Annotated in this window: 23 protein-coding genes; 12 read left to right on the top strand and 11 right to left on the bottom strand. The window is 72.5% G+C overall.

Annotated elements, in window-relative coordinates; genetic code table 11:
* Positions 1–27: 27 nt before the first annotated feature.
* Together ACIGEZ_RS14775 and ACIGEZ_RS14770 are read left to right on the top strand one after the other, a co-directional pair.
* On the top strand, positions 28–1,269 hold the full coding sequence (locus tag ACIGEZ_RS14775; protein WP_399830518.1) for a nucleotide sugar dehydrogenase: 1,242 nt from the start codon (positions 28–30) through the stop codon (positions 1,267–1,269).
* Positions 1,270–1,398: 129 nt separating this feature from the next.
* Positions 1,399–1,884 (top strand): hypothetical protein, encoded by a 486-nt coding sequence (locus tag ACIGEZ_RS14770; RefSeq protein WP_399830515.1) that lies wholly within the window; start codon positions 1,399–1,401, stop codon positions 1,882–1,884.
* Between the two features lie 73 nt (positions 1,885–1,957).
* On the opposite strand, the gene ACIGEZ_RS14765 is transcribed toward ACIGEZ_RS14770, so the two are convergent.
* The 4 genes from ACIGEZ_RS14765 to ACIGEZ_RS14750 all read right to left on the bottom strand — a co-directional run bounded on the left by ACIGEZ_RS14765 (position 1,958) and on the right by ACIGEZ_RS14750 (position 6,288).
* A complete protein-coding gene (locus ACIGEZ_RS14765; protein ID WP_399830512.1) occupies positions 1,958–3,082 on the bottom strand; it encodes a GuaB3 family IMP dehydrogenase-related protein in 1,125 nt (374 codons plus the stop codon).
* A gap of 106 nt (positions 3,083–3,188) precedes the next feature.
* Positions 3,189–4,688: an IMP dehydrogenase gene (gene guaB, locus ACIGEZ_RS14760; protein WP_399830509.1), complete on the bottom strand. Its 1,500-nt coding sequence runs from the start codon at positions 4,686–4,688 to the stop codon at positions 3,189–3,191.
* 139 nt (positions 4,689–4,827) lie between these two features.
* A complete protein-coding gene (locus tag ACIGEZ_RS14755) occupies positions 4,828–5,430 on the bottom strand; it encodes a sigma-70 family RNA polymerase sigma factor (protein WP_399830506.1) in 603 nt (200 codons plus the stop codon).
* A 246-nt stretch (positions 5,431–5,676) separates the two neighbouring features.
* On the bottom strand, positions 5,677–6,288 hold the full coding sequence (locus ACIGEZ_RS14750; RefSeq protein WP_003948568.1) for a response regulator transcription factor: 612 nt from the start codon (positions 6,286–6,288) through the stop codon (positions 5,677–5,679).
* A gap of 450 nt (positions 6,289–6,738) precedes the next feature.
* On the opposite strand from ACIGEZ_RS14750, the gene ACIGEZ_RS14745 reads away from it, so the two are divergent.
* Positions 6,739–7,086, top strand: a complete 348-nt coding sequence (locus ACIGEZ_RS14745; RefSeq protein ID WP_399830503.1) for a WhiB family transcriptional regulator — start codon at positions 6,739–6,741, stop codon at positions 7,084–7,086.
* A gap of 397 nt (positions 7,087–7,483) precedes the next feature.
* Here ACIGEZ_RS14745 and ACIGEZ_RS14740 read toward each other — a convergent pair whose 3' ends face one another.
* Complete coding sequence (locus ACIGEZ_RS14740) at positions 7,484–8,392, bottom strand: LysR family transcriptional regulator (RefSeq protein ID WP_399830500.1); 909 nt, start codon at positions 8,390–8,392, stop codon at positions 7,484–7,486.
* A gap of 80 nt (positions 8,393–8,472) precedes the next feature.
* Here ACIGEZ_RS14740 and ACIGEZ_RS14735 point away from each other — a divergent pair, with 80 nt between their 5' ends.
* The 7 genes from ACIGEZ_RS14735 to ACIGEZ_RS14705 all read left to right on the top strand — a co-directional run bounded on the left by ACIGEZ_RS14735 (position 8,473) and on the right by ACIGEZ_RS14705 (position 15,531).
* Positions 8,473–9,138 carry an MOSC domain-containing protein gene (locus ACIGEZ_RS14735; protein WP_399830497.1) on the top strand — a complete coding sequence of 222 codons (666 nt, stop codon included), beginning with the start codon at positions 8,473–8,475 and terminating at the stop codon, positions 9,136–9,138.
* 51 nt (positions 9,139–9,189) lie between these two features.
* Entirely contained in the window at positions 9,190–9,963 is a 774-nt protein-coding gene (locus ACIGEZ_RS14730; protein WP_399830494.1) for an SDR family NAD(P)-dependent oxidoreductase, read from the top strand.
* Between the two features lie 170 nt (positions 9,964–10,133).
* Positions 10,134–11,225 carry a substrate-binding domain-containing protein gene (locus tag ACIGEZ_RS14725; protein ID WP_399830491.1) on the top strand — a complete coding sequence of 364 codons (1,092 nt, stop codon included), beginning with the start codon at positions 10,134–10,136 and terminating at the stop codon, positions 11,223–11,225.
* A 176-nt stretch (positions 11,226–11,401) separates the two neighbouring features.
* On the top strand, positions 11,402–12,730 hold the full coding sequence (locus tag ACIGEZ_RS14720) for an ABC transporter substrate-binding protein (RefSeq protein WP_399830488.1): 1,329 nt from the start codon (positions 11,402–11,404) through the stop codon (positions 12,728–12,730).
* 4 nt (positions 12,731–12,734) lie between these two features.
* Complete coding sequence (locus ACIGEZ_RS14715; protein WP_399830485.1) at positions 12,735–13,637, top strand: carbohydrate ABC transporter permease; 903 nt, start codon at positions 12,735–12,737, stop codon at positions 13,635–13,637.
* Entirely contained in the window at positions 13,634–14,482 is an 849-nt protein-coding gene (locus ACIGEZ_RS14710; RefSeq protein WP_399830482.1) for a carbohydrate ABC transporter permease, read from the top strand. The genes ACIGEZ_RS14715 and ACIGEZ_RS14710 overlap by 4 nt, the downstream gene beginning before the upstream one ends.
* A gap of 17 nt (positions 14,483–14,499) precedes the next feature.
* Positions 14,500–15,531 carry a hydroxyacid dehydrogenase gene (locus ACIGEZ_RS14705; protein ID WP_399830480.1) on the top strand — a complete coding sequence of 344 codons (1,032 nt, stop codon included), beginning with the start codon at positions 14,500–14,502 and terminating at the stop codon, positions 15,529–15,531.
* Here the strand turns inward: ACIGEZ_RS14705 and ACIGEZ_RS14700 are convergent.
* Positions 15,508–19,005: a hypothetical protein gene (locus ACIGEZ_RS14700; protein ID WP_399830477.1), complete on the bottom strand. Its 3,498-nt coding sequence runs from the start codon at positions 19,003–19,005 to the stop codon at positions 15,508–15,510. The two genes, ACIGEZ_RS14705 and ACIGEZ_RS14700, sit on opposite strands and share 24 nt — an antisense overlap.
* 86 nt (positions 19,006–19,091) lie before the next feature.
* Between ACIGEZ_RS14700 and ACIGEZ_RS14695 the strand changes: the two genes are divergently transcribed.
* On the top strand, positions 19,092–19,799 hold the full coding sequence (locus ACIGEZ_RS14695) for an ester cyclase (protein ID WP_399830474.1): 708 nt from the start codon (positions 19,092–19,094) through the stop codon (positions 19,797–19,799).
* 98 nt (positions 19,800–19,897) lie between these two features.
* Here ACIGEZ_RS14695 and groL read toward each other — a convergent pair whose 3' ends face one another.
* The 4 genes from groL to ACIGEZ_RS14675 all read right to left on the bottom strand — a co-directional run bounded on the left by groL (position 19,898) and on the right by ACIGEZ_RS14675 (position 23,555).
* Entirely contained in the window at positions 19,898–21,526 is a 1,629-nt protein-coding gene (gene groL / locus ACIGEZ_RS14690) for a chaperonin GroEL (protein ID WP_399830471.1), read from the bottom strand.
* Positions 21,527–21,645: 119 nt separating this feature from the next.
* Positions 21,646–21,954, bottom strand: coding sequence for a co-chaperone GroES (gene groES, locus ACIGEZ_RS14685; RefSeq protein ID WP_389204759.1), 309 nt, complete (start codon positions 21,952–21,954; stop codon positions 21,646–21,648).
* Positions 21,955–22,128: 174 nt separating this feature from the next.
* Positions 22,129–22,599 carry a hypothetical protein gene (locus tag ACIGEZ_RS14680; protein ID WP_399830468.1) on the bottom strand — a complete coding sequence of 157 codons (471 nt, stop codon included), beginning with the start codon at positions 22,597–22,599 and terminating at the stop codon, positions 22,129–22,131.
* The gene (locus ACIGEZ_RS14675) at positions 22,596–23,555 is read right to left on the bottom strand and encodes a polysaccharide deacetylase family protein (protein ID WP_399830465.1); all 960 of its coding nucleotides are present in this window, start codon (positions 23,553–23,555) and stop codon (positions 22,596–22,598) included. Before ACIGEZ_RS14675 ends, ACIGEZ_RS14680 begins: the two co-directional genes overlap by 4 nt.
* A 101-nt stretch (positions 23,556–23,656) precedes the next feature.
* Between ACIGEZ_RS14675 and ACIGEZ_RS14670 the strand changes: the two genes are divergently transcribed.
* Positions 23,657–24,841 (top strand): methyltransferase domain-containing protein, encoded by a 1,185-nt coding sequence (locus ACIGEZ_RS14670; RefSeq protein WP_399830462.1) that lies wholly within the window; start codon positions 23,657–23,659, stop codon positions 24,839–24,841.
* On the opposite strand, the gene ACIGEZ_RS14665 is transcribed toward ACIGEZ_RS14670, so the two are convergent.
* A complete protein-coding gene (locus tag ACIGEZ_RS14665) occupies positions 24,786–25,448 on the bottom strand; it encodes a hypothetical protein (RefSeq protein WP_399830459.1) in 663 nt (220 codons plus the stop codon). The two genes, ACIGEZ_RS14670 and ACIGEZ_RS14665, sit on opposite strands and share 56 nt — an antisense overlap.
* Positions 25,449–25,503: the final 55 nt, after the last annotated feature.

Raw genomic sequence — 25,503 nt, 5'->3', positions numbered from 1 at the left:
CGGCTACTGGGAAGGACGGCCCACCCCATGCCCGCTGACCTCGCCGTCATCGGCCTCGGCCACCACGGACTCCCCCTCGCCCAGGCAGCCACCGCCGCCGGCATCGACACCATCGGCTACGACACCGACCCCCGCCCCGTCGCCGAACTCGCCGCCGGACGGCCCCCCGTCGACGGCTCCCTCACCGCCGCCGAGATCCGCCGGATGCTCTCCGCGGGCTTCCGGCCCGCCACCAGCCCCGCCGAACTCGGCCGCGTCCGCACCGCCGTCATCTGCGCCCCCACCCCGCCGGGACCCGACGGCTCCCTCGACCTGACCGCCGTCACCGACGCCGCCCGCGCCCTCGCCGCCCGGCTGCGCCCCCACACCACCGTCCTCCTCGAGTCCCCGGTACCCCCCGGCACCACCGAGGGGCCGCTGCGCGAGCTCCTCGAAACCGGCTCGGGACTGCGCGCCGGACGCGACTTCCACCTCGCGTACTCCCCCGGCCGCCTCGACCCCGGCAGCCGCACCCACGGCTTCGCCGGCACGCCCAAGGTGATCGGCGGACTGACCCCCGCCTGCACCGAGTCCGCCGCCGCCTTCTACGGCCGCCTCACCGACAAGGTGGTCCGCGCGCGCGGACCGCGCGAGGCCGAGACCGTCAAGCTCCTGGAGACCAACTTCCGGCACGTCAACATCGCCCTCGTCAACGAGATGGCCGTGCTCTGCCACGAACTCGGCGTCGACCTGTGGGACGTCATCCGCTGCGCGGAGACCAAGCCGTTCGGCTTCCAGGCCTTCCGTCCCGGACCCGGCGTCGGCGGCCACGGCGCGCCCGTGGACACCATCGGCGGCCACCGCCCGCTGCGCCTGGTCGAACTCGCCGGCCAGGTCAACGAACGCATGCCGCAGTACGTCGTCCAGCGCTGCACCACGCTCCTCAACGAGCACGGCAAGTCCGCCCGCGGCGCCCGGGTCCTTCTGCTCGGGATCACCTACAAACCCGATCTCGCCGACCGGCAGGGCTCCCCCGCCGACGAGATCGCCCGCCGCCTGATCGACCTGGGCGCGACGGTCAGCTACCACGACCCGCTGATCCTCGACTGGCGCGTCCGCGACCTGCCCGTCCCCCGCGCCGACTCCCTCTACGAGGCCGCCGCCCACGCCGACCTGACGATCCTGCTCCAGCACCACCGCACGTACGACCTCCAAGGTCTCGCCGTGAAGGCCCAGTTGCTCCTCGACACCCGCGGGGCCACTCCGGCGGGCGCGGCGCACCGGCTCTGACCTGGGCCGCTCACGCGGTGGCGAAATCCGTGGGGCGGCCGTCGCCACCGGCTGCTAGTCTCCGGGCTTTCGTCGCGCACCCGTGCGCCAGTGCGCACCCGCGTGTCAGCTTCCCAGGGGGATTTCTTCGTGAGCCAGCCCGTTCCGCCGCCCGGCAACCCGTTCGCCCAGGGCGCCGAGCCCTACCCGTCGGCCCCGCCCGCCCCGCCGGCCCGCTCCAAGGTGGGGCTCGGCCTGGTGGCCGCCCTGATCGCCGCGCTCGTCGCGGGCGGCGTCTACGGCGGCATCGCCGGCGGCATCGAGCGCGAGATCGGCTGGGCGGCCGTCGGCGTCGGCTTCCTCGTCGGCTTCGCGGCCGGCAAGGCCGGCGGCAGCAACCCTGCCCTGCCGGTGGTCAGCGCGGTGCTGTCGCTCGGCGCCGTCTACTTCGGCCAGCTGTTCGCCCTCGCGATCATCGGCGGCAAGGCGCTGGACGTCTCGGCCACCGAGATCCTCTTCGACCACTTCGACGTCCTGACGCAGGCGTGGAAGGAGGAACTGGATCCCCTCACGTTCCTGTTCTTCGCCCTCGCCGCCTTCGCCGCCTTCACCGGCGCGAAGAAGGCCGCGGGCTGAGTCCGGCACCACATGCCGACGAAGGGCCCCACACCAACCGGTGCGGGGCCCTTCGTACGTGCCGAGCAGGGGATCAGCGCTTGTGCTGCGCGTCCGCCACCGTGACCTCGACGCGCTGGAACTCCTTGAGCTCGCTGTAGCCCGTGGTGGCCATCGCGCGGCGCAGGGCGCCGAAGAAGTTCATCGAGCCGTCCGGGATGTGCGACGGGCCGGTCAGGATCTCCTCGGTCGTGCCGACGATGCCGAGGTCGACCAGCTTGCCGCGCGGCACGTCCTCGTGGACGGCCTCCATGCCCCAGTGGTGGCCCTTGCCGGGGGCGTCCGTGGCGCGGGCCAGCGGGGAGCCCATCATGACCGCGTCGGCGCCGCAGGCGACGGCCTTCGGCAGGTCGCCGGACCAGCCCACGCCGCCGTCGGCGATGACGTGCACGTAGCGGCCGCCGGACTCGTCCATGTAGTCACGGCGGGCCGCGGCCACGTCCGCGACGGCGGTGGCCATCGGGACCTGGATGCCCAGCACGTTGCGCGTGGTGTGCGCGGCGCCGCCACCGAAGCCGACCAGGACGCCCGCCGCGCCGGTGCGCATCAGGTGCAGGGCCGCGGTGTACGTGGCGCAGCCGCCGACGATGACCGGGACGTCGAGCTCGTAGATGAACTGCTTGAGGTTGAGCGGCTCGGCCGCGCCGGAGACGTGCTCGGCGGAGACGGTCGTGCCGCGGATGACGAAGATGTCCACGCCGGCGTCGACCACGGCCTTGGAGAACTGCGCGGTGCGCTGCGGGGAGAGCGCGGCGGCGGTGACCACACCCGAGTCGCGCACCTCCTTGATGCGCTGCCCGATCAGCTCTTCCTTGATCGGGGCGGCGTAGATCTCCTGCAGACGGCGGGTCGCGGTGGCCTCGTCCATCTCCGCGATCTCGTCGAGCAGCGGCTGCGGGTCCTCGTAGCGGGTCCACAGGCCCTCGAGGTTCAGCACGCCGAGGCCGCCGAGCTCGCCGATGCGGATGGCGGTCTGCGGTGAGACGACCGAGTCCATGGGGGCGGCCAGGAAGGGCAGCTCGAAGCGGTAGGCGTCGATCTGCCAGGCGATCGAGACCTCCTTCGGGTCCCGGGTGCGCCGGCTCGGTACGACGGCGATGTCGTCGAAGGCGTACGCCCTGCGGCCGCGCTTGCCGCGCCCGATCTCGATCTCAGTCACGTTGTGTGGCCTTTCCCTCTTGGTCTGCGCCTACCAGTATCCCCGACACACGCCGAAGGGGCGGCTCCGGCCACATGCCGGAACCGCCCCCGCGGATCGCGCTGCGTTACTTCCTGCTGTAGTTCGGCGCCTCGACCGTCATCTGGATGTCGTGCGGGTGGCTCTCCTTGAGGCCCGCCGAGGTGATCCGCACGAAGCGGCCCTTCGACTCCATCTCCGCGACGGTGGCGGCACCCACGTAGCCCATGGTCTGGCGCAGGCCGCCGACGAGCTGGTGCAGCACGTTCGACAGCGGGCCGCGGTAGGGCACCTGGCCCTCGACGCCCTCGGGCACGAGCTTGTCGTCGGAGGCGACCTCGGCCTGGAAGTAGCGGTCCTTCGAGTACGACCGGCCCTGGCCACGGGACTGCATGGCGCCCAGCGAGCCCATGCCGCGGTACGACTTGAACTGCTTGCCGTTGATGAAGAGGAGCTCGCCGGGCGACTCCTCGCAGCCCGCGAGGAGGCTGCCGAGCATCACGGTGTCGGCGCCGGCGGCCAGCGCCTTGCCGATGTCGCCGGAGTACTGCAGGCCGCCGTCGCCGATCAGCGGGACGCCGGCGGCACGGGCCGCCAGGGAGGCCTCGTAGATGGCGGTGACCTGCGGGACGCCGATGCCGGCGACCACGCGGGTGGTGCAGATCGAGCCGGGGCCCACGCCGACCTTGATGCCGTCGACACCGGCGTCGATCAGCGCCTGGGCGCCGTCGCGGGTGGCGACGTTGCCGCCGATCACGTCGACGTCCACGCTGGCCTTGATCTTCGCCATCCAGCTCAGGGCGTTGCTGTTGTGGCCGTGCGAGGTGTCGACGACCAGGAAGTCCACCCCGGCGCCGGCGAGCGCCTGGGCACGCTCCAGCGCCTCGGGGCTCGCGCCGACGGCGGCGCCGACGAGCAGACGGCCCTCGGCGTCCTTGGCGGCGTTGGGGTACTTCTCCGCCTTGACGAAGTCCTTGACGGTGATGAGGCCCTTGAGCACGCCCTCGTCGTCGACCAGCGGCAGCTTCTCGATCTTGTGGCGGCGCAGCAGCTCCATGGCGTCGACGCCGGAGATGCCGACCTTGCCGGTGACCAGCGGCATCGGCGTCATGACCTCGCGGACCTGACGGCTGCGGTCGCTCTCGAAGGCCATGTCGCGGTTGGTCACGATGCCGAGCAGCTTGCCGTCCGGGTTCGTGACGGGGACGCCGCTGATGCGGAACTTGGCGCACAGGGCGTCCGCCTCGGCGAGCGTCGCCTCCGGGTGCACGGTGATCGGGTCGGTGACCATGCCGGACTCGGAGCGCTTGACGAGGTCGACCTGGTTGACCTGGTCCTCGACGGAGAGGTTGCGGTGCAGCACGCCGACGCCGCCCAGCCGGGCCATCGCGATCGCCATGCGGGACTCGGTCACCTTGTCCATCGCCGCCGAGAGCAGCGGGATGTTGACCCGTACGTTGCGAGAGATACGGGACGAGGTGTCGACCGCGTTGGGGAGCACCTCGGACGCGCCCGGCAGCAACAGCACATCGTCGTAGGTCAACCCGAGTGTCGCGAATTTCTCGGGCACTCCGTCGATGTTGGTCATGACACCTTCCCCAATGGCCTTGATCGGTGCGGATGTCCATGCTAACGGCCCGCGACCGTGTCTCATTCCACGATCAAGATCACCGGGAAGCTTTGGACGTTCGTACGTGTACGTGAGGGACACCGGCCCCTCACAACCCTTACTGCTCGGCGAGTGCCCGCAGCCGGCTCAGCGCACGGTGCTGGGCCACCCGGACCGCGCCCGGCGACATGCCGAGCATCTGTCCGGTCTCCTCGGCGGTCAGCCCGACGGCCACCCGCAGGACGAGGAGCTCCCGCTGGTTCTCCGGGAGGTTGGCGAGCAGCTTCTTGGCCCATTCGGCGTCGTCGCTGAGCAGCGCGCGCTCCTCGGGACCGAGGGAGTCGTCGGGCCGCTCGGGCATCTCGTCGGAGGGCACGGCCGTCGATCCCGGGTGCCGCATGGCGGCCCGCTGGAGGTCGGCGACCTTGTGGCCCGCGATGGCGAAGACGAAGGCCTCGAAGGGCCGGCCGGTGTCCTTGTAGCGCGGCAGCGCCATGAGGACGGCGACGCAGACCTCCTGGGCGAGGTCCTCCACGAAGTGGCGGGCGTCACCGGGCAGCCGGCTCAGCCGCGTTCGGCAATAGCGCAGGGCGAGCGGATGCACGCGCGCGAGGAGGTCGTGCGTGGCCTGCTCGTCCCCCTCGACGGCACGGTGAACGAGTGCACCGATCTCCCCCGGCCCTGCGGGCACGGGCGACCCCTTGGTCTCGTCGTCGCGCATCGCTCCATGGTGCCTTGACGGCTGCTCGTTCGCGGCACCGCGTCCGTAGTTGTGCACCGAAGCGTTATGAGCAGGTGCGACGGGACTCATCTCCTGCGCCCTCCCCTTCCGCTGGTCTTCCGCTCGCTCGTTCGTCTCGTCCCCGAGGAACTCCACGCCTTCAAGGATGCGGCATTCCGCGGGGAAGTGACACAAGCCCACCCCGTCCGCCCCATGGCGGACGGGGATGCGGCCGGCGGCCGCAGGTCAGCGGACCAGCCCCCAGCGGAATCCGAGCGCGACGGCGTGCGCCCGGTCGGAGGCGCCGAGCTTCTTGAAGAGGCGCCTGGCGTGCGTCTTGACCGTGTCCTCGGAGAGGAAGAGCTCGCGCCCGATCTCCGCGTTGGACCGGCCGTGACTCATGCCCTCGAGCACCTGGATCTCGCGGGCGGTGAGGGTGGGGGCGGCGCCCATCTCGGCCGAGCGAAGCCGGCGCGGGGCGAGCCGCCAGGTCGGGTCGGCGAGGGCCTGGGTGACGGTGGCCCGCAGCTCGGCGCGCGAGGCGTCCTTGTGCAGATAGCCACGGGCACCGGCGGCGACCGCGAGGGCGACACCGTCCAGGTCCTCGGCGACGGTGAGCATGATGATGCGGGCGCCGGGGTCCGCGGAGAGCAGCCGGCGGACGGTCTCCACGCCGCCCAGACCGGGCATGCGTACGTCCATCAGAATCAGGTCCGAGCGGTCCGCGCCCCAGCGGCGGAGGACTTCCTCGCCGTTGGCCGCGGTGGTCACGCGCTCGACGCCGGGCACGGTCGCGACCGCGCGGCGGAGCGCCTCTCGGGCAAGCGGGGAGTCGTCGCAGACGAGGACGGATGTCATGGCCGCCCTCCGCAGCTGATGCGCGTCACCTTAAGCCTCCAGGGGCTGGTACGTATCGTCACCTGTGCGGTTGACGCTCTCGGACACCTGCCCGATCGCTTCTTCCTTCAACCGCCTCCGCACTCTCAACGATGGTCACTCGAAAGAGTTACGGGTCGGACGGCCGCCTTCGGCACTCTACGTAAGGGCCCGTACGCGGAGGAGAGCGTCGCAGGTCATCCGTCCTTCGCCCGAAGCTATGCCCCATTTAGCGGGTTTTCTTCCCTTTTTGCGGTGTCTATGGCTAGATTCGCAATGAGTCATATTTACATCTACTTAGACAGTAGTTGTACGGTCGGATCGAACCCGCGAGAGCGGGTACCCGACACCCACAGGGGACCAAGGGCCCCGTCGATCAGCCATCAACCCGCCCACCAATCCGTTCGACACGGTTTCAAGGGGACTAGCGCAATGGCAGATTTCTCCCGCCTTCCCGGACCCAACGCCGACCTGTGGGACTGGCAGCTCCTCGCGGCCTGCCGCGGAGTCGACAGTTCCCTGTTCTTCCACCCCGAGGGAGAGCGCGGCGCGGCACGGAGTGCGCGCGAGAACTCGGCGAAAGAGGTCTGCATGCGGTGCCCGGTACGCGCGGAGTGCGCGGCACACGCGCTCGCCGTACGGGAGCCCTACGGCGTCTGGGGCGGCCTCACCGAGGACGAACGCGAGGAGCTCATGGGTCGAGCCCGCAATCGCCTGGTCACGACGTCCGCTCCGGCGCGGGCGTCCCATACGAGTTCGGCAGGCGTGAGTCACGCCTGAAGGAACGTTTCTGCGTCACGGCTCGACACAACCGAACGACGTGAGCCGGGCCGTCACCCACCCGGTCCGGGTGGCCGCACCGCACGCGGCCCGGGGGCGTGCGGCGCGCGCGACTCCCGGTCGCCCGGACGGCGGGCGCGCGAACGGGCGAGCGGGAACGCGCTCGCCCGGCCGGGCCGGGTGCGCTCGCTCGTACGGCCGCCCCGCCCTCACCCGGAGGGCCGGACCCGCCCACCCCGACGGCCCCGTCACCGTCACCCCTACGGGCGTGGTCACGTCCCCCGGACGGAGCTGCCCGCGTCCCCCGTACGGCGGCCCGCGGACCACCCGTACGGCGGGGGGCGCGCCTCACCCGTACGGCGCTGCGCGCGGGTCGCCGTGCGTGACGCCGTACGCGCTACCCGCGGGTCGCGGCGGCGAGGCCCGCGGCGCGGGTGAGTTCCCCGAGGGTGGCCGCGACGGCCGGGACCTGGGCCAGGTCCGGAAGGGTGAGCGCCACGATCTCGCGCTCCACGGCCGGTTCCACCGTGACGGTGACGGCGCCCTTGGGCCGTACGGACTCGATGGCGAGCTGCGGCAGCACGGCCACGCCCAGGCCGGCGCCCACCAGGCCCACGACGGCCGGGTAGTCGTCGGTGGCGAAGTCGATCCGCGGGGTGAAGCCGGCCCGCTCGCAGACGTCGACCAGCTGGCGGCGGCAGCGCGGGCAGCCCGCGATCCAGGGGTCCTCGGCGAGCTCGCCGATGGTGACCGATCCGGCGCCGGCCAGCCGGTGCCCCTCGGGCACCAGGCCGATCAGCCGGTCGGCGAGCAGCGGCCGGACCACGAGGTCGTCCCAGGTGTCCGGGCCGGCGCCGTAGCGGAAGGCGAGGGCCACGTCGCAGTCGCCCTCGCGCAGCATCTCCACCGAGCGCGGCGGCTCGGCCTCCACCAGGGAGACCCGGGTGCCGGGGTGGGCCGCGCGCAGGGCGGCGAGGGCGGTGGGGACCAGGGTGGAGCTGCCGCTGGGGAAGGAGACCAGGCGGACCCGGCCGGCGCGCAGGCCCGCGATGGCGGCGACCTCCTCCTCGGCGGCGGTGAGCCCGGCGAGGATCCCGGAGGCGTGCCGGACCAGGGCCTCGCCCGCCTGGGTGAGGCGCATCTCGCGGCCGGTGCGGATGAGCAGCGGGGTGCCGGCGGAGGTCTCCAGCGCCTTCATCTGCTGGCTCACCGCGGGCTGGGTACAGCCGAGTTCGCGCGCGGCGGCGGAGAAGGAGCCGGTGGCGGCGACGGCGCGCAGGACGCGCAGGTGGCGGGCCTCGATCATGCATCGAGCATAAGCGAATCTTGGATTCCGCGGCCAATGTCGCTGGTCGGCTTTGAGATGCCCTGGTTAGGCTTGCCGCCATGGAGCTGCTGAGTGTGAACGCGGGACGGGCCAGGACGGTCGACTACACCAACGCCCCGTCGGGGATGACGGGGATCGACAAGCGACCCGTGGCCGGCCCCGTACGGGTCGAGGCGCCGGGGCCCGCGGGGGCCAGTGGGGTGGCCGGGGACGCGGTCTGCGACCTGCGCTTCCACGGCGGCGCCGACCGGGCCGTGTACGCCTTCGCCCGCGAGGACCTGGACCGGTGGGAGCGGGAGCTCGGCCGCACCCTCGACGCCGGCTGCTTCGGCGAGAACCTCACCACCCGCGGCCTCGACGTGAACAACGCGCTGATCGGGGAGCGCTGGCGGATCGGCGAGGACCTGGTCCTCGAGGTGACCGGCGGTCGCATCCCGTGCCGTACCTTCGCCGGCTTCCTGGAGGAGCAGGGCTGGGTGCGCCGCTTCAACCAGTCGACGGCCGGCCCCGGCGCGCTGCTGCGCGTGATCGAGCCGGGCGAGATCCGGGCCGGCGACCGGCTGGAGATCGTGCACCGCCCGGACCACGACATCACCGTCGCCCACCTGCACCGGGCCGCGACGGCCGAACGCGCGCTGCTGCCCGGCACGCTGGTCGCGGCGGAGTGGATGGAGTCGGGGCTGCTCGCGCTCGCGCGGACGTACGCGGAGAAGCACGGCGCGTAGCGCGGGAATCCCCCACACGGCGTTCACAGAGCGCGGGTTACCGTGCCGCGTATGACGACTGCACTGATTACGGGCGCGACCGCCGGCATCGGCGCCGCCTTCGCACGGCGGCTGGCCGCGGACGGGCAGGATGTGGTGCTCGTGGCCCGCGATGTGAAGCGACTCCGGGAACAGGCCACCGAGCTGCACGACCGGCACGGCATCGAGGCGGAGGTGCTCGTCGCCGACCTCGCCGAGGAGGAGGGGATCGAGGCCGTCGTGGCGCGCCTGTCCGACGCCAGGAAGCCGGTCGATCTCCTGGTGAACAACGCGGGGTTCGGCAACAAGGGCCGCTTCCTCGAGGTCTCCATGGCCGACGAGCTGAAGATGCTGAAGGTGCACTGCGAGGCGGTGCTGCGGCTGACCTCGGCGGCCTCGGAGTCGATGCGGTCACGGGGCCGGGGCGGGGTGGTGAACGTCGCCTCGGTGGCCGCGTTCGTTCCGCGCGGCACGTACGGCGCGTCGAAGGCGTGGGTGGTGCAGTTCACGCAGGGCGCCGCGCGGGACGTGGCCGGGAGCGGGGTGCGGCTGATGGCGCTGTGCCCGGGGTTCGTGCGGACGGAGTTCCACGAGCGGGCGGGGATGGGGACGGACAACATCCCGGGCTGGATGTGGCTCGACGCGGACAGGCTGGTGTCGGCGGCCCTCGCCGATCTCGCCCGGGGCCGGACGCTGTCCATCCCCGATCCGCGCTACAAGGCCCTGATGGGCGTGGTGAAGCTGGCTCCGCGCGGCCTGCTCGGCGGCGTGTCCTCCCGGGCGGGGCGCAAGTACGGGCCGAAGTAGCCGAGGGGCCGTACGCGCCGAGCGGGAATCCTGGACCCGCTTCGATCGGACATCACGAGAATCAGAGCGAAGCCAGAGCGAATGATCGAAACTTCTGCCGTTCGATCATTCAGGCCGGGGTCTTGTTCTAAGGTCGGGAGACCACCACCACCGCTAGGGGGAACCGCGCCGTGCGCGAGAGTGCTGCCGAACGACACGACCGACTGCTGGCCCTGGTGCGCGAGCGCGGCACGGCCCGCGTCGCCGACCTGGCCGGACTGCTCGGGGTCTCCCCCGTCACCGCCCGCCGGGACGTCGAGGCGCTGGCCGCCAAGGGCCTGCTCGACCGGGTGCACGGCCAGGTCTCCTGGCCGCGCGGGCAGGGCGCGGCCGGTCCCCAGGGCGCCGCGGGCGGTCTGGTGCTCGGGCTGCTCGCGCCCTCCGCCACGTACTACTTCGCCGAGGTCATCCGGGGTGCGCACGAGGCGGCGGCCCGCGCGGGGGCCCGGCTCATCCTGCGGATCTCGGACTACCGGCCCGAGGAGGACCGGGCCCGCACCGAGGGCCTGCTCTCGGCGGGCGCCGAGGGCGTGCTGGTCGCGCCCGGCTGGCGGGGGCCCGGCGACCGGCTCGCCTACGGGGACTGGCTGGCCGAACTGCCGGTGCCGGCCGTGCTCCTGGAGCGCCGGGCCGATCCCGGCACCCCGCTCGACGGCCTGGACCGGGTGTCGTCCGACCATGCGCACGGGGTACTGCTCGCCCTGCGCCACCTGCTCGGCCTCGGCCACGCGACCCCGCTGCTCGTGGCGCGCGGGGACAGCCCGACGGCCCTCGCGGTGCGCGCGGGGTACGCCGAGGCGCTCGGCACGCTGGGCCTTCGGCCGCCGCGGGCGGTCATCGACTCCGTACCGGCGGAGACCGATCCGGAGGGCTTCGAGCGGGCGGTGCGGGCCCTGCACGAGGCGGTGCGGTCGGGCCTGGCGAGCGCGGCCCTGGTGCACAACGACGTGGACGCGATCCAGATCGTGCAGCGCCTGGCCGAGCTCGGCGTGCGGGTGCCGCACGACCTGGCCCTGATCGCGTACGACGACGAGGTCGCCGCCCTCGCCGACACCCCGCTCACGGCGGTCGCCCCGCCCAAGCGCCAGGTGGGCAGGCACGCCACGGAACTCCTGGTGGAGCGGCTGACCGAGGCCTCCGGCGAGGAGTCGGCGCGGCGGCATCTGAGCCTGCTCCCGCGGTTGCGGGTGCGGTCGTCCTGCGGGGCGCCCGCCACACCCTGAGGCGGGCGCCCGCCACCCCTTGAGGCGGGGGGTCCGCCACCCCCTCGGCGGGACGTCCGGAGCGCACACCGTCTGATCAATTTTCGATCAATCAATCTTTCGCTCTTGACTTCGCTCAGGAACCGTCCCAGGATCACGGCCAACCCCGTCCACGCCGCCGTGTCAGGAGCCGTGCCGTGAGCCGTAGTTGGAGCAGTCGGAGCAGAACCACCCGCGTCATAGCCGGCACCGCCACCGCCCTGGCCGTACTCACGGCCTGCGGCGGCAGCGGTGACGACACCGCCAGGGGGACCGCGAACGAGCCGGTCACCATCACCTTCTGGGGCTGGGCCAAGGGCTCCAAGGACGTGGTGGACGCCTTCAACGCCTCCCACGACGACATCAAGGTGACGTTCGAGGAGATCCCCTCCGGAAACGCCGGCGGCTACGCCAAGATCTCCAACGCCGTGAAGGCGGGCAACGCCCCCGACCTGGTGTCCATCGAGTACGCCTCGCTCCCCGAGTTCGTCTCCACCGGCGCCCTGCAGGACATCGGCGGCGAGTTCACCGAGCAGGACCGCGCCAAGCTGCTGCCGCAGGCCGTGGAGCTGACCACCCTCGGCGGCAAGAGCTGGGCGGTGCCCTTCGACGCCGCCCCGCAGGCCTTCTTCTACCGCAAGGACCTCTTCGCCACGTACCAGGTCGCCGTCCCCAAGACCTGGGACGAGTTCAAGTCGGCCGCAGAGAAGGTGAAGAAGGCCGACGCCAAGGCCCGGATCGCCACCTTCTTCCCCGACGACCCGACCACCTTCGAGGCCATGGCCTGGCAGGCCGGCGCCCAGTGGTTCAAGGCCGAGAACGACACCTGGAAGATCGACACCACCGACCCGGCCACCGGCAAGGTCGCCGCCTACTGGCAGGGCCTCCTCGATGCGGACCTCGTCCACAAGAACGCCTCGTTCAGCCCCGAGTGGACCGGCTCCCTCAAGAACGGCACCACCATCGGCTACCTCGGCGCCTCCTGGGGCGCGGGCGTCCTCAAGGGCACCCTGCCCGAGCAGAGCGGCAAGTGGGCCGTCGCCCCCATGCCGAACTGGAACGGCACCCCCGCCAGCGGCATGCTCGGCGGCACCTCCTTCGCCGTCACCAAGGACAGCGGGAAGAAGGCCGCCGCGGTCGAGTTCGCCGAATGGATGGCCACCACCGAGGCCGGGATCAAGGCCCGCATCGCCTCCGGAACCTCCAGCGCCTTCCCCGCCGCCACCGCGCTGCGCCCGGTCGCCAAGCAGGTCTTCGACGCGAGCTACTACGGCGGCCAGGACATCTACGCCCTCTTCGAGGAGGCCGGCGCCTCCATCGACGACAACTGGGCCTGGGGGCCGGCCACCGGCACCACCAACACCACCATCAAGGACCGGTTCGGCAGGCTCTCCAAGGGCGGGCCGACCATCACCGACGCCGTCAAGGCCGGCCACGACGCCACCGTCGCCGAACTCACCAAGCGCGGTCTGAAGGTCGAGGGCTGACCCCGTGAAGGCCCGCACCCGCGCCGCGGCGACCCTGCTGACGCCGTTCTTCCTGCTGTTCACCGCGGTGATGGTGGTGCCGATCGGCTACGCGGTCCGGCTCAGCCTCTTCACCGAGAAACAGTCCGGACTCGGCTTCGGCGGCACCGAGACCGTCTTCAGCGGACTCGACAACTACACCGCGGCGCTGGGTGACCGGGCCTTCCTCGAAGGCTTCGGCGTGCTGCTCGGATACTGCCTGCTCTACATCCCGCTGCTGCTCGCCGGGGCCCTCGGCCTCGCCCTGCTGCTCGACTCGGCGCTCGCCCGCGCACGCCGCTTCTTCCAGCTCGCGCTCTTCCTGCCGCACGCCGTCCCCGGCATCATCGCGGCGCTGATCTGGGTCTACCTCTACACCCCGCAGCTCAGCCCGGTCGTCCACGCCATGGAGGCCGGCGGCGTCGGCTTCGACTTCTTCTCGCCCGAAGGCGCCCTCCCCTCCATCGTCAACATCGCGCTGTGGGAATGGCTCGGCTACAACCTGGTGATCTTCTACGCCGCTCTCCAGGCCATCGACCGCTCCGTCCTGGAGGCCGCCACCGTCGACGGCGCCGGCTCCTGGCGGGTCGCCTTCTCCATCAAACTCCCGCTGATCAGGGCCTCCCTCGCGATGGTCGCCCTGTTCACCGTCATCGGCTCGCTCCAGCTCTTCACCGAGCCGCTGATCCTCAACAAGGGCACCGGCTCAGCCGTCACCTCGACCTGGACGCCCAACATGTACGCGTACACGGCGGCCTTCGACCGCAACGACTACGGACTGGCAGCGGCGGCGTCCGTCCTGCTCGCCCTGACGGCGGCGCTGCTGTCCTTCGCCGTCACACGTCTGACCGGCCGCCGCGCCGGCCGCCGGAAGGGGAAGGCAGCATGAGCACCCCCCGTACGCCCTGGTTGTCCAGGACCGCCGTCAACGGCGCCCTCGTCCTCGCCACCGTCTACATGCTCTTCCCGCTCGTCTGGCTGCTCACCGCCGCCACCAAGGACGCCGGCGGACTCCTCGCCGGAGACGCCTTCTCCTTCGAGGGCTTCGACCTCGGCGGCAACCTGCGCCGACTCGCCGACCACAACGACGGCATCTACTTCCGCTGGTACCTCAACAGCCTCCTCTACGCGGGCCTCGGCGCCGCCGCCTGCTCGCTGATCAGCGTCGCCGCGGGCTACGCCTTCGACAAGTACGACTTCCGGGGCAAGGAGCAGCTGTTCGGCGTCGTGCTGCTCGGCGTGCTCGTCCCCACCACCGCGCTCGCCCTGCCCATGTACCTGCTCGCCAGCGAGGTGGGCATCGTCAACACCTACTGGGCCGTGTTCGTCCCCGTCCTCGTCAACCCCTTCGGTGTCTACCTCGCCCGCGTCTTCAGCGCCGGCTACATCCCCGACGAGGCCCTGGAGGCCGCCCGTATCGACGGAGCCGGCGAGCTGCGCACCTTCTGGTCCATCGGACTGCGCATGGTCATGCCCGGCTTCGTGACCGTCTTCCTCTTCCAGTTCACCGCGATCTGGAACAACTTCTTCCTCCCCCTGGTCATGCTGTCGGACCAGAAGCTCTACCCCTTGAGCCTCGGCCTGTACGCGTGGAACAGCAACGCCCACGCCGAACCCGACTTCTATCCCCTCGTCGTCACCGGATCCCTGCTCGCCGTCGTCCCCCTCGTCGTCGCCTTCGTCGCCCTCCAGCGCCACTGGAAGGCGGGCCTGACCGCCGGCAGCGTCAAGTGAGGAGCACAGGTCCCACGATGCACCCCGCCACTGACAACCAGCCCCCGCACCGCCCCCGGCTCCTGCTCGCCATGGGCCCCGGCATCGCCGAACGGCTGTTCACCGACGCCCACCGGGCCCGCCTCGGCGCGCTCGCCCGCACCGACCCGCACCTCGTCGCCCACGACCTCACCGCGCCCACCCCCGAGGTCGCCGCCGCCCTCGCCGAGGCCCAACTCCTGCTCACCTGCTGGGGCGCCACCCCGCTCACGACCGAGGTCCTCGACCGCGCCCCGCGCCTGCGGGCCGTCGTCCACGCGGCCGGCTCGGTCAAGCACCACATCACCGACGCATGCTGGGAGCGTGGCCTCGCCGTCACCTCGGCGGCCGCCGCCAACGCGCTGCCCGTCGCCGAGTACACGCTCGCCGCGATCCTCTTCGCCGGGAAGCGGGTCCTGCGCTCCGCCCAGCAGTACGCGGACCTGCGCACCGACCAGGCCTGGCTCGACGAGTCCACCACCTGGGGCAACTACCGCCGCACCGTCGGCATCATCGGCGCCTCCCGCATCGGCCGCCGGGTCATCGACCTGCTGCGCCCCTTCGACTTCGAGATCCTGCTGTACGACCCGTACGCGACCACTCCGCCGCCCGGTGTGCGGCTCGTCGCCCTGGACGAACTCTGCGCGCGCAGCACCGTCGTCTCCGTCCACGCCCCCCAACTCCCCGCCACCCACCACATGCTCGGCCCCGCCCAGCTCGCCGCGATGCCCGACGGCACAACCCTGATCAACACCGCGCGCGGCTCCCTCGTCGACGAGACCGCCCTCCTCCCGCACCTCCGCTCGGGCCGCCTCCACGCGATCCTCGACGTCACGGACCCCGAACTCCCCGCCCCCGACTCCCCGCTGTGGACCCTCCCCAACGTCCTCCTCACCCCGCACGTGGCCGGCTCCCTCGGCAACGAGCTGCACCGGATGGCGGACCAGGCACTCGAGGAAGTGGCGCGGTACGGGCGGGGGGAGCCGTTCGCGGAGGAGGTCAGCGCCTCAGACCTCCAGCGCTCGGCGTAGCCGCGCCCCCTCCGCGGCGACCAGGTCCACCGTCTCCGGCGCCATGGCCGACACCGCCGGCAGGGCGTCGTACCAGGGCCCGAGGTGCAGGGCGAGCGCGGTGAAGCGCCGGGCCTCGGCGGGATCCGGGTGCTCGGTGGCGAGGACCGTGTACGCCGCGGCGCACTTCGGGCCCAGGTGGTGCGCCTCGGCCAGCAGGGCCTCGGCCCGCGCGTACTGCCCGGCGCGGGCGAGGTCGGCGGCGAGCAGCGGCAGGCCCTTGCCGACGGCGTCGGGCGGGAGCGACCGCAGGAGGTCCACCGCGTGGTCGTACGCACCGAACAGGACCCAGGACCGCAGCAGATGCTCCGGCTGGAGGTGCCCGTACCTGCCCGACCAGGCCCGGGTGGCCTTCCGCAACAGCGCCGCCGCCTCGTCCCGCCGCCCGAGAGCGAGCTGGGCACGGACCCCGCTCGGCAGCATGACCGCGCTGGTCGCGACCCTGGGCCAGGCCGCGTCCACGGCCGTGTCCAGCCACTCGTCCGCCTGCCCGCGACGGCCCTCCCCCTCCACGGCGAGGGCCACCTCCGCGTACACCTCGGCGATGTCGAAGTCCGAGGACAGCCGCTCCGCGTACCCGGCGGCCCGGTCGGTCGCACCCGCGTCGAGGTACGCCCGCGCCGCCGCCGCGACGTCCTCCCGGTAGTCGCCGCGCTCCTGGACCAGGTCCTCCGCGTGCTCGTACGAGCCCTCGGCGACCAGCGCGGCGATGACGTCCGCGAACAGGGACAGCCGGGCGAACTCCTCCGCCTGCCGTGCCTGCTCCTCCGCGAGCTCCAGCTGTCCGACCGCGATCAGCGCGGGCACCGCGTCCGGCTCGAAGCGGTCCTCGTGCGGGTCGACGGCGTCGAGCAGGGCCAGCGCCTGCGGCCGCCGCCCCGCCGAGGCCAGCGCCGGTGCGATCCGCGTGAGCCGCCGGAGCGTCTCGTGCCGGGGCGGCCTGCGGCTGCGCTCCTCCGCGGAGACCAGCAGCTCCCGGGCCTCGGCGGTGTGCCCCGCGTCGTGCAGGGCCCCGGCCGCCGGGCCGATCATGAAGGCGGAGAGCCGCAGCTCGTGCTCGGGGCCGCTCATGCGCGCCAGCACGGCACGGGCCTGCTCGATCCGGCCCGCCGCGACCCTCCGCCGGACGAGCTCACCGATCACTCCGAAGCCGCGGCCACTGTGGGTCAGCCGGTCGAGCAGGGACTCGACGGCGTCCGGCTCGTCCCGCTCGAGGCGTGCCTCCGCCACCCCCTCCCAGAAGTAGTGGAGATACCCGGAGAGCTCCCGGCCCAGCTCCTCGGCCGCGTCGAGGTCCCCGGCGTCGGCCATGCCCTGGGCGAAGGCCTCCATCGCCTCGTCGGCATCGTCGTCGTCCAGGCCGTCGACCACGGACCAAGCCAGGTCCCACTCCCCCGCGCGGGCCAGCGCGGCCGCGTAGACGACCTGGTCGCCGGCGCCGAACCGGTCGTGGCTCAGACCCTGCGCACGCGCGAACTCGCCCGCCGCCACCAGCGCCTGGATCAGTTTGCGCCGCAGGCCCATCGCGGCCTCGCCCGGGCGCGTCAGCCGCAATTCCTCGAGACCTTCCGCAAGCGCGGCCGCACCCGGCCCCTCGTGGCCGGCCGCGCGCAGCTCGGGCGCGGCCCTGAGCAGGACGACCGCGCGGACCGCGTGGTGGGAATCCGGTTCCCTGGCCGCCCGCTCGGCCTCCTCGATCCGGCCCGCCCGGACCAGGGCCCGGACCGTCTCGGACCGCGCGTTCGCCCGCACGCGGACGTTCGACTCCCCGCTCGCGAGGGCCAGGGCGGATCCGAACCGGCCCGCCGCGCCGTGCGCGCGTATCAGGGCGTACAACGGCCGGTCGCGGCCCCGGTCCCCGGCGATCCGCCGGATCTGGCGCTCCGCCCTGTCGTACGCGCCGAGCGCGATCAGCAGCCGGGCGGTCTCCTCCGCCGTCGTGTCCCGCGCGAGGCCGTTCCGCTCCTGCGACGACCGGGCCTCCGCCTCTGCGGCGACCTCCTCCGCCGTCGCCCGCTCGCCCCGCTCAAGGAGCCTGCCCGCCACCGCGCACAGCGCGACGACCGCCCGCTCGCCCCCGGCGCCGCGGGCGAGGGCCAGCGCCCGGTCCACCTCCCCGACGGCGGCCCAGCCCGCCGCCACCGCCGGCGGGACGAGTCGGCCGCTCAGTTCGAGGCCGTCCCGCCGGATTCCGAGCCGCAGCATCGTCGGCACCAGGTCGGCCCGGTCGCCCCGGGCCTGGACCGCCGTCTCCGCGGCCGTGACCTCGCCGAGCGCGAAGGCGTCCCCGCCCGTCGCCGCCAGCAGCCGGTCGTGCCGTACGGGATCCAGCGCGCACCCCACCAGCCGGTCCACGTCGCCGGCGGCCCGCAGCATCGCCCCGTACCCCCGCAGCAGGTACTCCGGCGTCCCCTCCGGCCAGCCGCGCTCGCGCCACTCCCCGGCCCAGCCGTGCAGCCGGTCGCGGAAGCGGGCCGTTGCGCGTGCGCCCAGCATCTCCCGGGCCTGGGCGGCGAGTTCCTCGTGGGCGAGGAGGTAGGCGTCGCCGCCGCGGGCGAAGGTACGGCCGGTGCTGGTGCGCAGGATGTCCCGTACGCGGTACGGGACTTCGCCGGTCAGCTCCGCGAGGTCGTCCGCGGTCAGGCCGCCGCCGGCGGCCGAGAGCAGCGCGAGGAGCTCGTACGGCGGTCCGCCGGCCTCCAGCAGGTGCTTCAGCTCGCGCTCGGCCTCCAGCCGGATCGCGCCGGCCGCCGGGGACGGGGCGAGGATCCGTACGGTCGCGGGGTCGCGCAGCGGGTGGCCGTCGGGGACGTCGGGCGGGAGCGGCGGGTGCAGGCGGCCGGAGACGATCGCCGTCGCGTCCGGCGGGAGCAGGCTCGCGATCGAGTGGGCGTCCGGGCCCGTGGTGACGCCCCGGTCCTCGTCGAGGCCGTCGACGAGCAGGACGAGTCGTTCGCCGCGCTCGGCGCAGGCCCGGCCGGCGGCCCCGTAGAGCCGGAGCAGGTGGGCCTCGCGGGTCGCGGCGGTGAGGAGGGCGGGCAGCGGCTCGCCGGCCAGCTCGGCGAGCTGTTCCACGACGACGTCGACGAACGCGACGGCGTCGTTCTGGGCGGCCCAGCGGGCGGTGACGAAGAAGGGCACGACCCTGACTCCCGGCGGCGGGGTGAGGGCGAACGTCGCCATCAGCGCCGTCTTGCCGGCCCAGGCCTCGGCCCGCCACCAGCGGTATCCCGCCTCCCCCTGGCAGAAGGCGGCCAGCTCGGCCAACTCCGTGTCGCGGTCCACGAGTTCGGCGGGGGCGAGCCGGCGGACCTGCTCCCGGTAGGCGGAGCGGACGTCCGGCGCCGGAAGCTCGATCCGGTTGTGGTCGCCGGTCACCACGATGTGCGCGTCGCCCCCGACGGCGACCGACCGCTTCCCCCAGGCCCGCTCCATGGCCCCATGCTGCCAGGGCACCACGGCCCCCCGGCCCTAAACTGGAAGGGTCCTACCGGGTCCGGGAGACGTCTCCGGGAGGCGTCATGAGTTTTGTACAGATAATTGACTGCAGGACCAGCCGGGTCGACGACCTGAACCGGCTCATGGACCAATGGGTCGAACAGACCAAGGGCAGGCGCACCGCCACCCACAACATCGTCGGCAAGGACCGCACCGACGCCTCGCATGTGGTGGAGATCGTCGAGTTCCCCTCGTACGACGTGGCCATGCGCAACTCGCAGCTTCCCGAGACCGACCGGATCTTCCGGGAGATGGTCGCGCTCTGCGACGAGATGCCGACCTTCACCGATCTGGACGTGGTCCGCGACGAGCAGTTGAACAAGGGCAACGCCCGTCGCCTCCTGGAGATGCTCGCCCGCGAGCCGGAGCTCGCGCTGCTCGACGAGGTGATCGCCGAGGGGTACCACGACCACGATCCGACCAACGAGCAGGACGTCATCGGCATGGACGCGGTCCGGCGCGAGGTGGAGATGTGGCGGGGCGGCTTCGACTTCACGTTCACCGCCGACGACCAGATCGCCGAAGGCGACCGGGTCTGCACCCGCTGGACCTGGAAGGGGACCCACAACGGTGACTTCATGGGACTCCAGCCCACCGGCATGGAGGTGACGATGACCGGGACCGTCATCCACCGCTTCCGGGAGGACGGGAAGATCGCGGAAGGGTGGTGGCAGTACGACCTGCTCGGGCTGATGGAGCAGCTCGGGGCCGTGGAGGCGTACGAGGGCTGAGAGAACACGCCGAGCCCGAGGAGACGGCGAGGCCCGGTGCCCCCGCGACGGGGGCACCGGGCCTCGACAGAGCGGCTAGCGGCTAGCCGCTACCGGGCTCAGTGGGAGTGACCGTGGCCGTGGCCGTGGCCCGCGTCCGCCGGCTCCTCTTCCTTCTTCTCCACCACGAGGGTCTCGGTGGTGAGCAGCAGGGAGGCGATCGAGGCGGCGTTCTCCAGGGCGGAGCGCGTCACCTTCACCGGGTCGATGACGCCGGCCTTGACCAGGTCGCCGTACTCGCCGGTCGCGGCGTTGAAGCCGTTGCCCTTCTCGAGCTCCGCCACCTTCGCGGTGATGACGTAGCCCTCGAGGCCGGCGTTCTCGGCGATCCAGCGCAGCGGCTCGACGGCGGCGCGGCGGACCACGGCGACACCGGTGGCCTCGTCGCCGGTCTTGTCGAGGTTGCCCTCGAGGACCTTGACGGCGTGGACCAGAGCGGAGCCACCACCGGAGACGATGCCCTCCTCGACCGCGGCGCGGGTCGCGGAGATGGCGTCCTCCAGACGGTGCTTCTTCTCCTTCAGCTCCACCTCGGTGGCGGCGCCGACCTTGATCACGCACACGCCGCCGGCCAGCTTCGCGAGGCGCTCCTGGAGCTTCTCGCGGTCCCAGTCGGAGTCCGTGGACTCGATCTCGGCCTTGATCTGGTTGACGCGGCCGAGGACGTCCTCGGAGGCGCCGGCGCCGTCCACGATCGTGGTGTCGTCCTTGGTGACGGTCACGCGGCGGGCGGAGCCCAGCACGTCCAGACCGGCCTGGTCGAGCTTGAGGCCGACCTCCTCGGAGATGACGGTGGCACCGGTGAGGGTGGCCATGTCCTGGAGCATCGCCTTGCGACGGTCACCGAAGCCGGGCGCCTTGACGGCGACGGCGTTGAAGGTGCCACGGATCTTGTTGACGACGAGGGTGGAGAGCGCCTCGCCCTCGACGTCCTCGGCGATGATCAGCAGCGGCTTCGAGGCGCCGGCCTGGATGACCTTCTCGAGCAGCGGGAGCAGGTCCTGGATGGACGAGATCTTGCCCTGGTTGATCAGGATGTACGGGTCGTCGAGGACGGCCTCCATACGCTCCTGGTCGCTCACCATGTACGGGGAGAGGTAGCCCTTGTCGAAGGCCATGCCCTCGGTGAACTCCAGCTCCAGGCCGAAGGTGTTGGACTCCTCGACGGTGATGACACCGTCCTTGCCGACCTTGTCCATCGCCTCGGCGATGAGCTCGCCGACCTGCTGGTCCTGCGCGGAGAGCGCGGCGACGGCGGCGATGTCGGACTTGTCCTCGATCGGGCGGGCGGTCGCGAGGAGCTCCTCGGAGACGGCCTTGACCGCGGCGTCGATGCCCTTCTTCAGGGCGGCCGGGGAGGCGCCGGCGGCGACGTTGCGCAGACCCTCGCGGACCAGGGCCTGGGCGAGCACGGTGGCGGTGGTGGTGCCGTCACCCGCGATGTCGTTGGTCTTGGTCGCCACCTCCTTCACCAGCTGGGCGCCGAGGTTCTCGTACGGGTCCTCGATCTCGACCTCGCGGGCGATCGTGACACCGTCGTTGGTGATGGTGGGGGCGCCGAACTTCTTGTCGATGACGACGTTGCGACCCTTGGGGCCGATCGTCACCTTCACCGTGTCGGCCAGCTTGTTGACGCCGCGCTCAAGGGCGCGACGGGCGTCCTCGTCGAACTTCAGGATCTTCGCCATGGGAGCGGTTCAGCCCTCTCGGATTTCGTGGTGAAACTGGTGAAACGAACTGCGCCCCGGACGCCCGGTGCGGGGTCAGGGGCGCAGCTCAAAGCATCTGCTTCAGGTACTTCGGTGAATTACTTCTCGATGATCGCGAGCACGTCGCGAGCCGAGAGGACGAGGAACTCCTCGCCGTTGTACTTCACCTCGGTGCCGCCGTACTTGCTGTACAGCACGACATCGCCGACCTGAACGTCGAGCGGCAGACGCTCGCCGTTCTCGAAGCGACCCGGGCCCACGGCGAGGACGGCGCCCTCCTGGGGCTTCTCCTTCGCGGTGTCCGGGATGACCAGGCCAGAGGCCGTGGTCTGCTCGGCGTCGAGCGGCTGGACCACGATGCGGTCCTCGAGCGGCTTGATGGCAACCTTGGAGCTGGCGGTCGTCACGATCCGACCTCCCCCTTCGGAGATCTCACGGGGTTAACTGTCTGAGGTGGCGACCAGGTGGATCCGTCGTCGCGGGTGCCGGACCTGCCTGTCGCTGTGTTGGCACTCTCCGGTGGGGAGTGCCAAGCCTGAGACTATGACCGCGATTAGCACTCGGTCAAGCGGAGTGCCAATTCACGACCCCGTGGCGCGAACCGGCGGCGACCCGAGCGGCGATTCCCTCCGCGTGGGAGGAACGCCTGGACGGAGCTCGTGGTTCCGTACGAGGGGGACGGCGGGGGCACCCGGGGTGGCAGGTCCGACCCGGTCGGTCCGGTCGGCCTCGTCGGTCCGGTCGGTCCCGCCGGTCCGGTCGGCCTCGTCTCTCCGGTCGGCCTCGTCGGTCCGGTCGGCCTCGTCTCTCCGGTCGGCCTCGTCGGTCCGGTCGGCCCTGTCCGCCTGCCCGGCCGGTGCGGTGGGCCGCGGCGGCGGGGACCCCGTGCGCCCGGACGGCTGGGGCACCGCCCGGTGCGGGCGCGGGGTGACCTTCTCCGCCGCCTTGCGGCCGAGCCGCTCGATCGGGTCGACCGAGGACGCGCAGGCCGTGAGGGCGAGCAGCGCGCCGGTCAGGGCCAGGGCGGCGGTCAGCCGGCGCGCCCGGCTCATACGTAGTCCTCGAGCTTCGCCACCGCGTACCCCTTGGCCGTGATCGTCTTCATCACGTTCCTGATCATGTCCGGCATGGTGCCCTTCCAGTCCTCCTTGCCCCGGAAGTGCGTGAGGATGATGTCGCCGGGGTGCAGGTCCCGATCCCACTCGCGCCACTCCATGTGGTCGGGGAAGGCCTCGGACGCCCACAGCGGGACCGCCTTGACCCCGCACGACTTCGCCGCGCGCAGCGTGTCCTCGTTGTAGTTGCCGTAGGGCGGCCGGAAGAGCGGGGGCCGCTTGCCGTACTGCTTCTGGATGACGTCCTGCATCCCGCAGATCTCGCGCTTCTGGTCCGCGTAGTCGAGGCCGGGCAGATAGCGGTGGCGGAGCGTGTGGTTGTGCAGGGCGACCCCGGAGGCCTGCATCTTCCTGAAGTAGCCGTAGTCCTCCTTGACGAGGTAGTCGCTGAGGAACGCGCTGTACGGGATCTTCAGGTCGGTCATCATCCGCAGCAGCTCGGGGTCCTTCTCCGCACCGTCGTCGATCGTCAGGAAGACGACCTTCTCCTTGGTCGGCACGGTGGTGAAGACCGGCGGCATGTCCTCCCCGTCGGTCTCGAACCCCTTGCGGGTGGTGATCCTCGGCTTCACCGCGGGCGGCTCCGGCGCCTCCAGCGGCGGCTTGGCCAGACCCCACTTCCTGGCCGCGGCCACCCGGGCGGCGCGGGCCTTGCGGACCCGTTCCACGTACGCGTCGAGCGCGCCGGCCGCACCCTCGACGCGCGGCTGCCGCCCGGCCCCTGCGGCCGGTTTCGCCGGTGCGGGCGCTTCGTCGGCGCCGGGGCCCGCGCAGGCGGAGCCGAGCGCGGCGACGAGCAGGGCGGCGCCGACCACGCGCGGGGAGCGGCCCGGCCGACGCGGGCAGTCCTGCCCCTTTTCTTGTTTTTGTCTCTTTTGTCGTACTAGCTGCATGGCGCCGCATCCTGTCAGCGCCACGCCGCTCCCGGGCTCCGACACCACCGGCACCGCCCGCACCATCCCCCGGGCGGCCCACAGCTCCCCGGGCCGCCACAATGGGACGGGTGACCGACCTCGCCGCCTTCACCGCCCTGCTCGCCCCCGAGGGGCAGACGCTCCTCGCCGCCCTGCGCGACTACGACCCCGCCCAGGAGCTGGCGGTCGCCTCCCGGCTGCGCCGCGACCACCCCGCCGCACTCGTCTCGGCGGCCCTCGGGCAGGCCCGGCTGCGGCAGCGGGCGGTGGCGAAGTTCGGCGCCGAGGACGCCTACCGGATGTACTTCACGCCCAACGGCGTGGAGCAGTCCACCCGGGCCACGGTCGGGGCGTACCGCGCCGCCCGCCTGAAGGAGCTCGGCGTGCGCGGCGTCGCCGACCTGTGCAGCGGCATCGGCGGCGACGCGATCGCACTCGCCCGCGCCGGGATCTCCGTGCTCGCCGTCGACCACGACCCGCTCACCGCCGAGGCCGCCCGCGCCAACGCCACGGCGCTCGGCCTCGACGGCCTCATCGAGGTGCGCTGCGCGGACGTCACCGAGATCGACACCTCCCCGTACGACGCGGTCTTCGTCGACCCGGCGCGCCGCGGCGGCCGCGGCCGGATCTTCGACCCCGAGGCCTATTCGCCGCCGCTGTCCTGGGCCGTCGAGGCCGCCCGCAAGGCCCCGCACGCGGCCCTGAAGATCGCCCCCGGCATTCCGCACGAGGCGGTGCCCGAGGAGGCCGAGGCGGAGTGGATCTCGGACGGCGGGGACGTGAAGGAGGCCGTGCTCTGGTTCGGCACCGAGCCCGGTGCCCGCCGCGCCACCCTCCTGCCCGGCGGCGCGAGCCTCACCGGAGGCACCCTGCCCGACCCCGCGGTACGGCCCGTCGGGCGCTACCTCTACGAGCCGGACGGCGCCGTCATCCGCGCCCACCTCGTCGCCGAGGTGGCCGAGCGGCTCGGCGGCGGACTGATCGACCCGACCATCGCGTACGTCACCGCCGACGCCCTCACCCCGACCCCGTACGCCGCCGCCTACGAGATCACCGACGAACTCCCCTTCAATCTCAAGAAGTTGAAGGCCCTGCTGCGCGAGCGCGAGGTCGGCGTCCTCACCGTGAAGAAGCGCGGCTCGGCCGTCGAACCCGAGGAGATCCGCCGCAAGGTGCGGCTCAAGGGCCCCAACTCCGCGACGGTGCTGCTCACTCGGGTCGCGGGAGCCCCGACGATGCTGATCGGCCACCCGGCCGGGCGGTGAGCCTGAGCGCCATCCGGTAGTGGCCGGCGGCCTTGGCCAGGCCGGTCAGGCCCGTCACCCAGAGGATGAGGGCCACTCCCATGCCGTACGCGACGAAGCCGTAACCGCCGTTGTCGCGGGTGGCGTTGACCGGGGCCGCGAAGCCGATCCACAGCCCGACCGCGCACATCGCGAACGAGAGCAGCAGCCAGCAGGCACTCAGAACGGGAGCGCGCAGGCGGCTGTCGGTCGGGGCGTGGCGGTCGAGCGCGGCCCATCCGGCGAGCCGCTCGCGCACGGTCCGGTCCCGGCGCACCCCGCGCACGGTCAGCCACACCGCCGGGACGAGGACCCCGACGCCGAGGACGGCGGCGACGAGGTCCACGAGCAGCGTGAGCGGATCCAGCAGGGGCCCGCCGATCGACGTGAGCGCCACGCCGACCAGCCCCCAGCCGAGCTGGAGCAGCAGGAACGTGGCCAGGAAGAGCGCGAGCCGCCCGACGCCGAGCAGCCGGCGCCCCAACGCGTCCAGCGCCAGCGCCCGGTCGGCGAGCAGCGCCTCCCGGTCGGGCCAGCTCCGGAGCTCGGTGGGCGGGGGCGGCGGAGGAAGCGGGCTGCGCGGGGACATGCCAAGAAGCCTAGGGCCTGTCCGCCCCGGCCGTGATCCGCGCGGGGCCCAGGGG

It is taken from the genome of Streptomyces sp. NPDC085481 (genome assembly GCF_044541845.1).
Lineage (GTDB): Bacteria > Actinomycetota > Actinomycetes > Streptomycetales > Streptomycetaceae > Streptomyces.
Note: the sequence above shows the minus strand (reverse complement) of the source record. Positions and strands in the feature narration are given on the sequence as shown.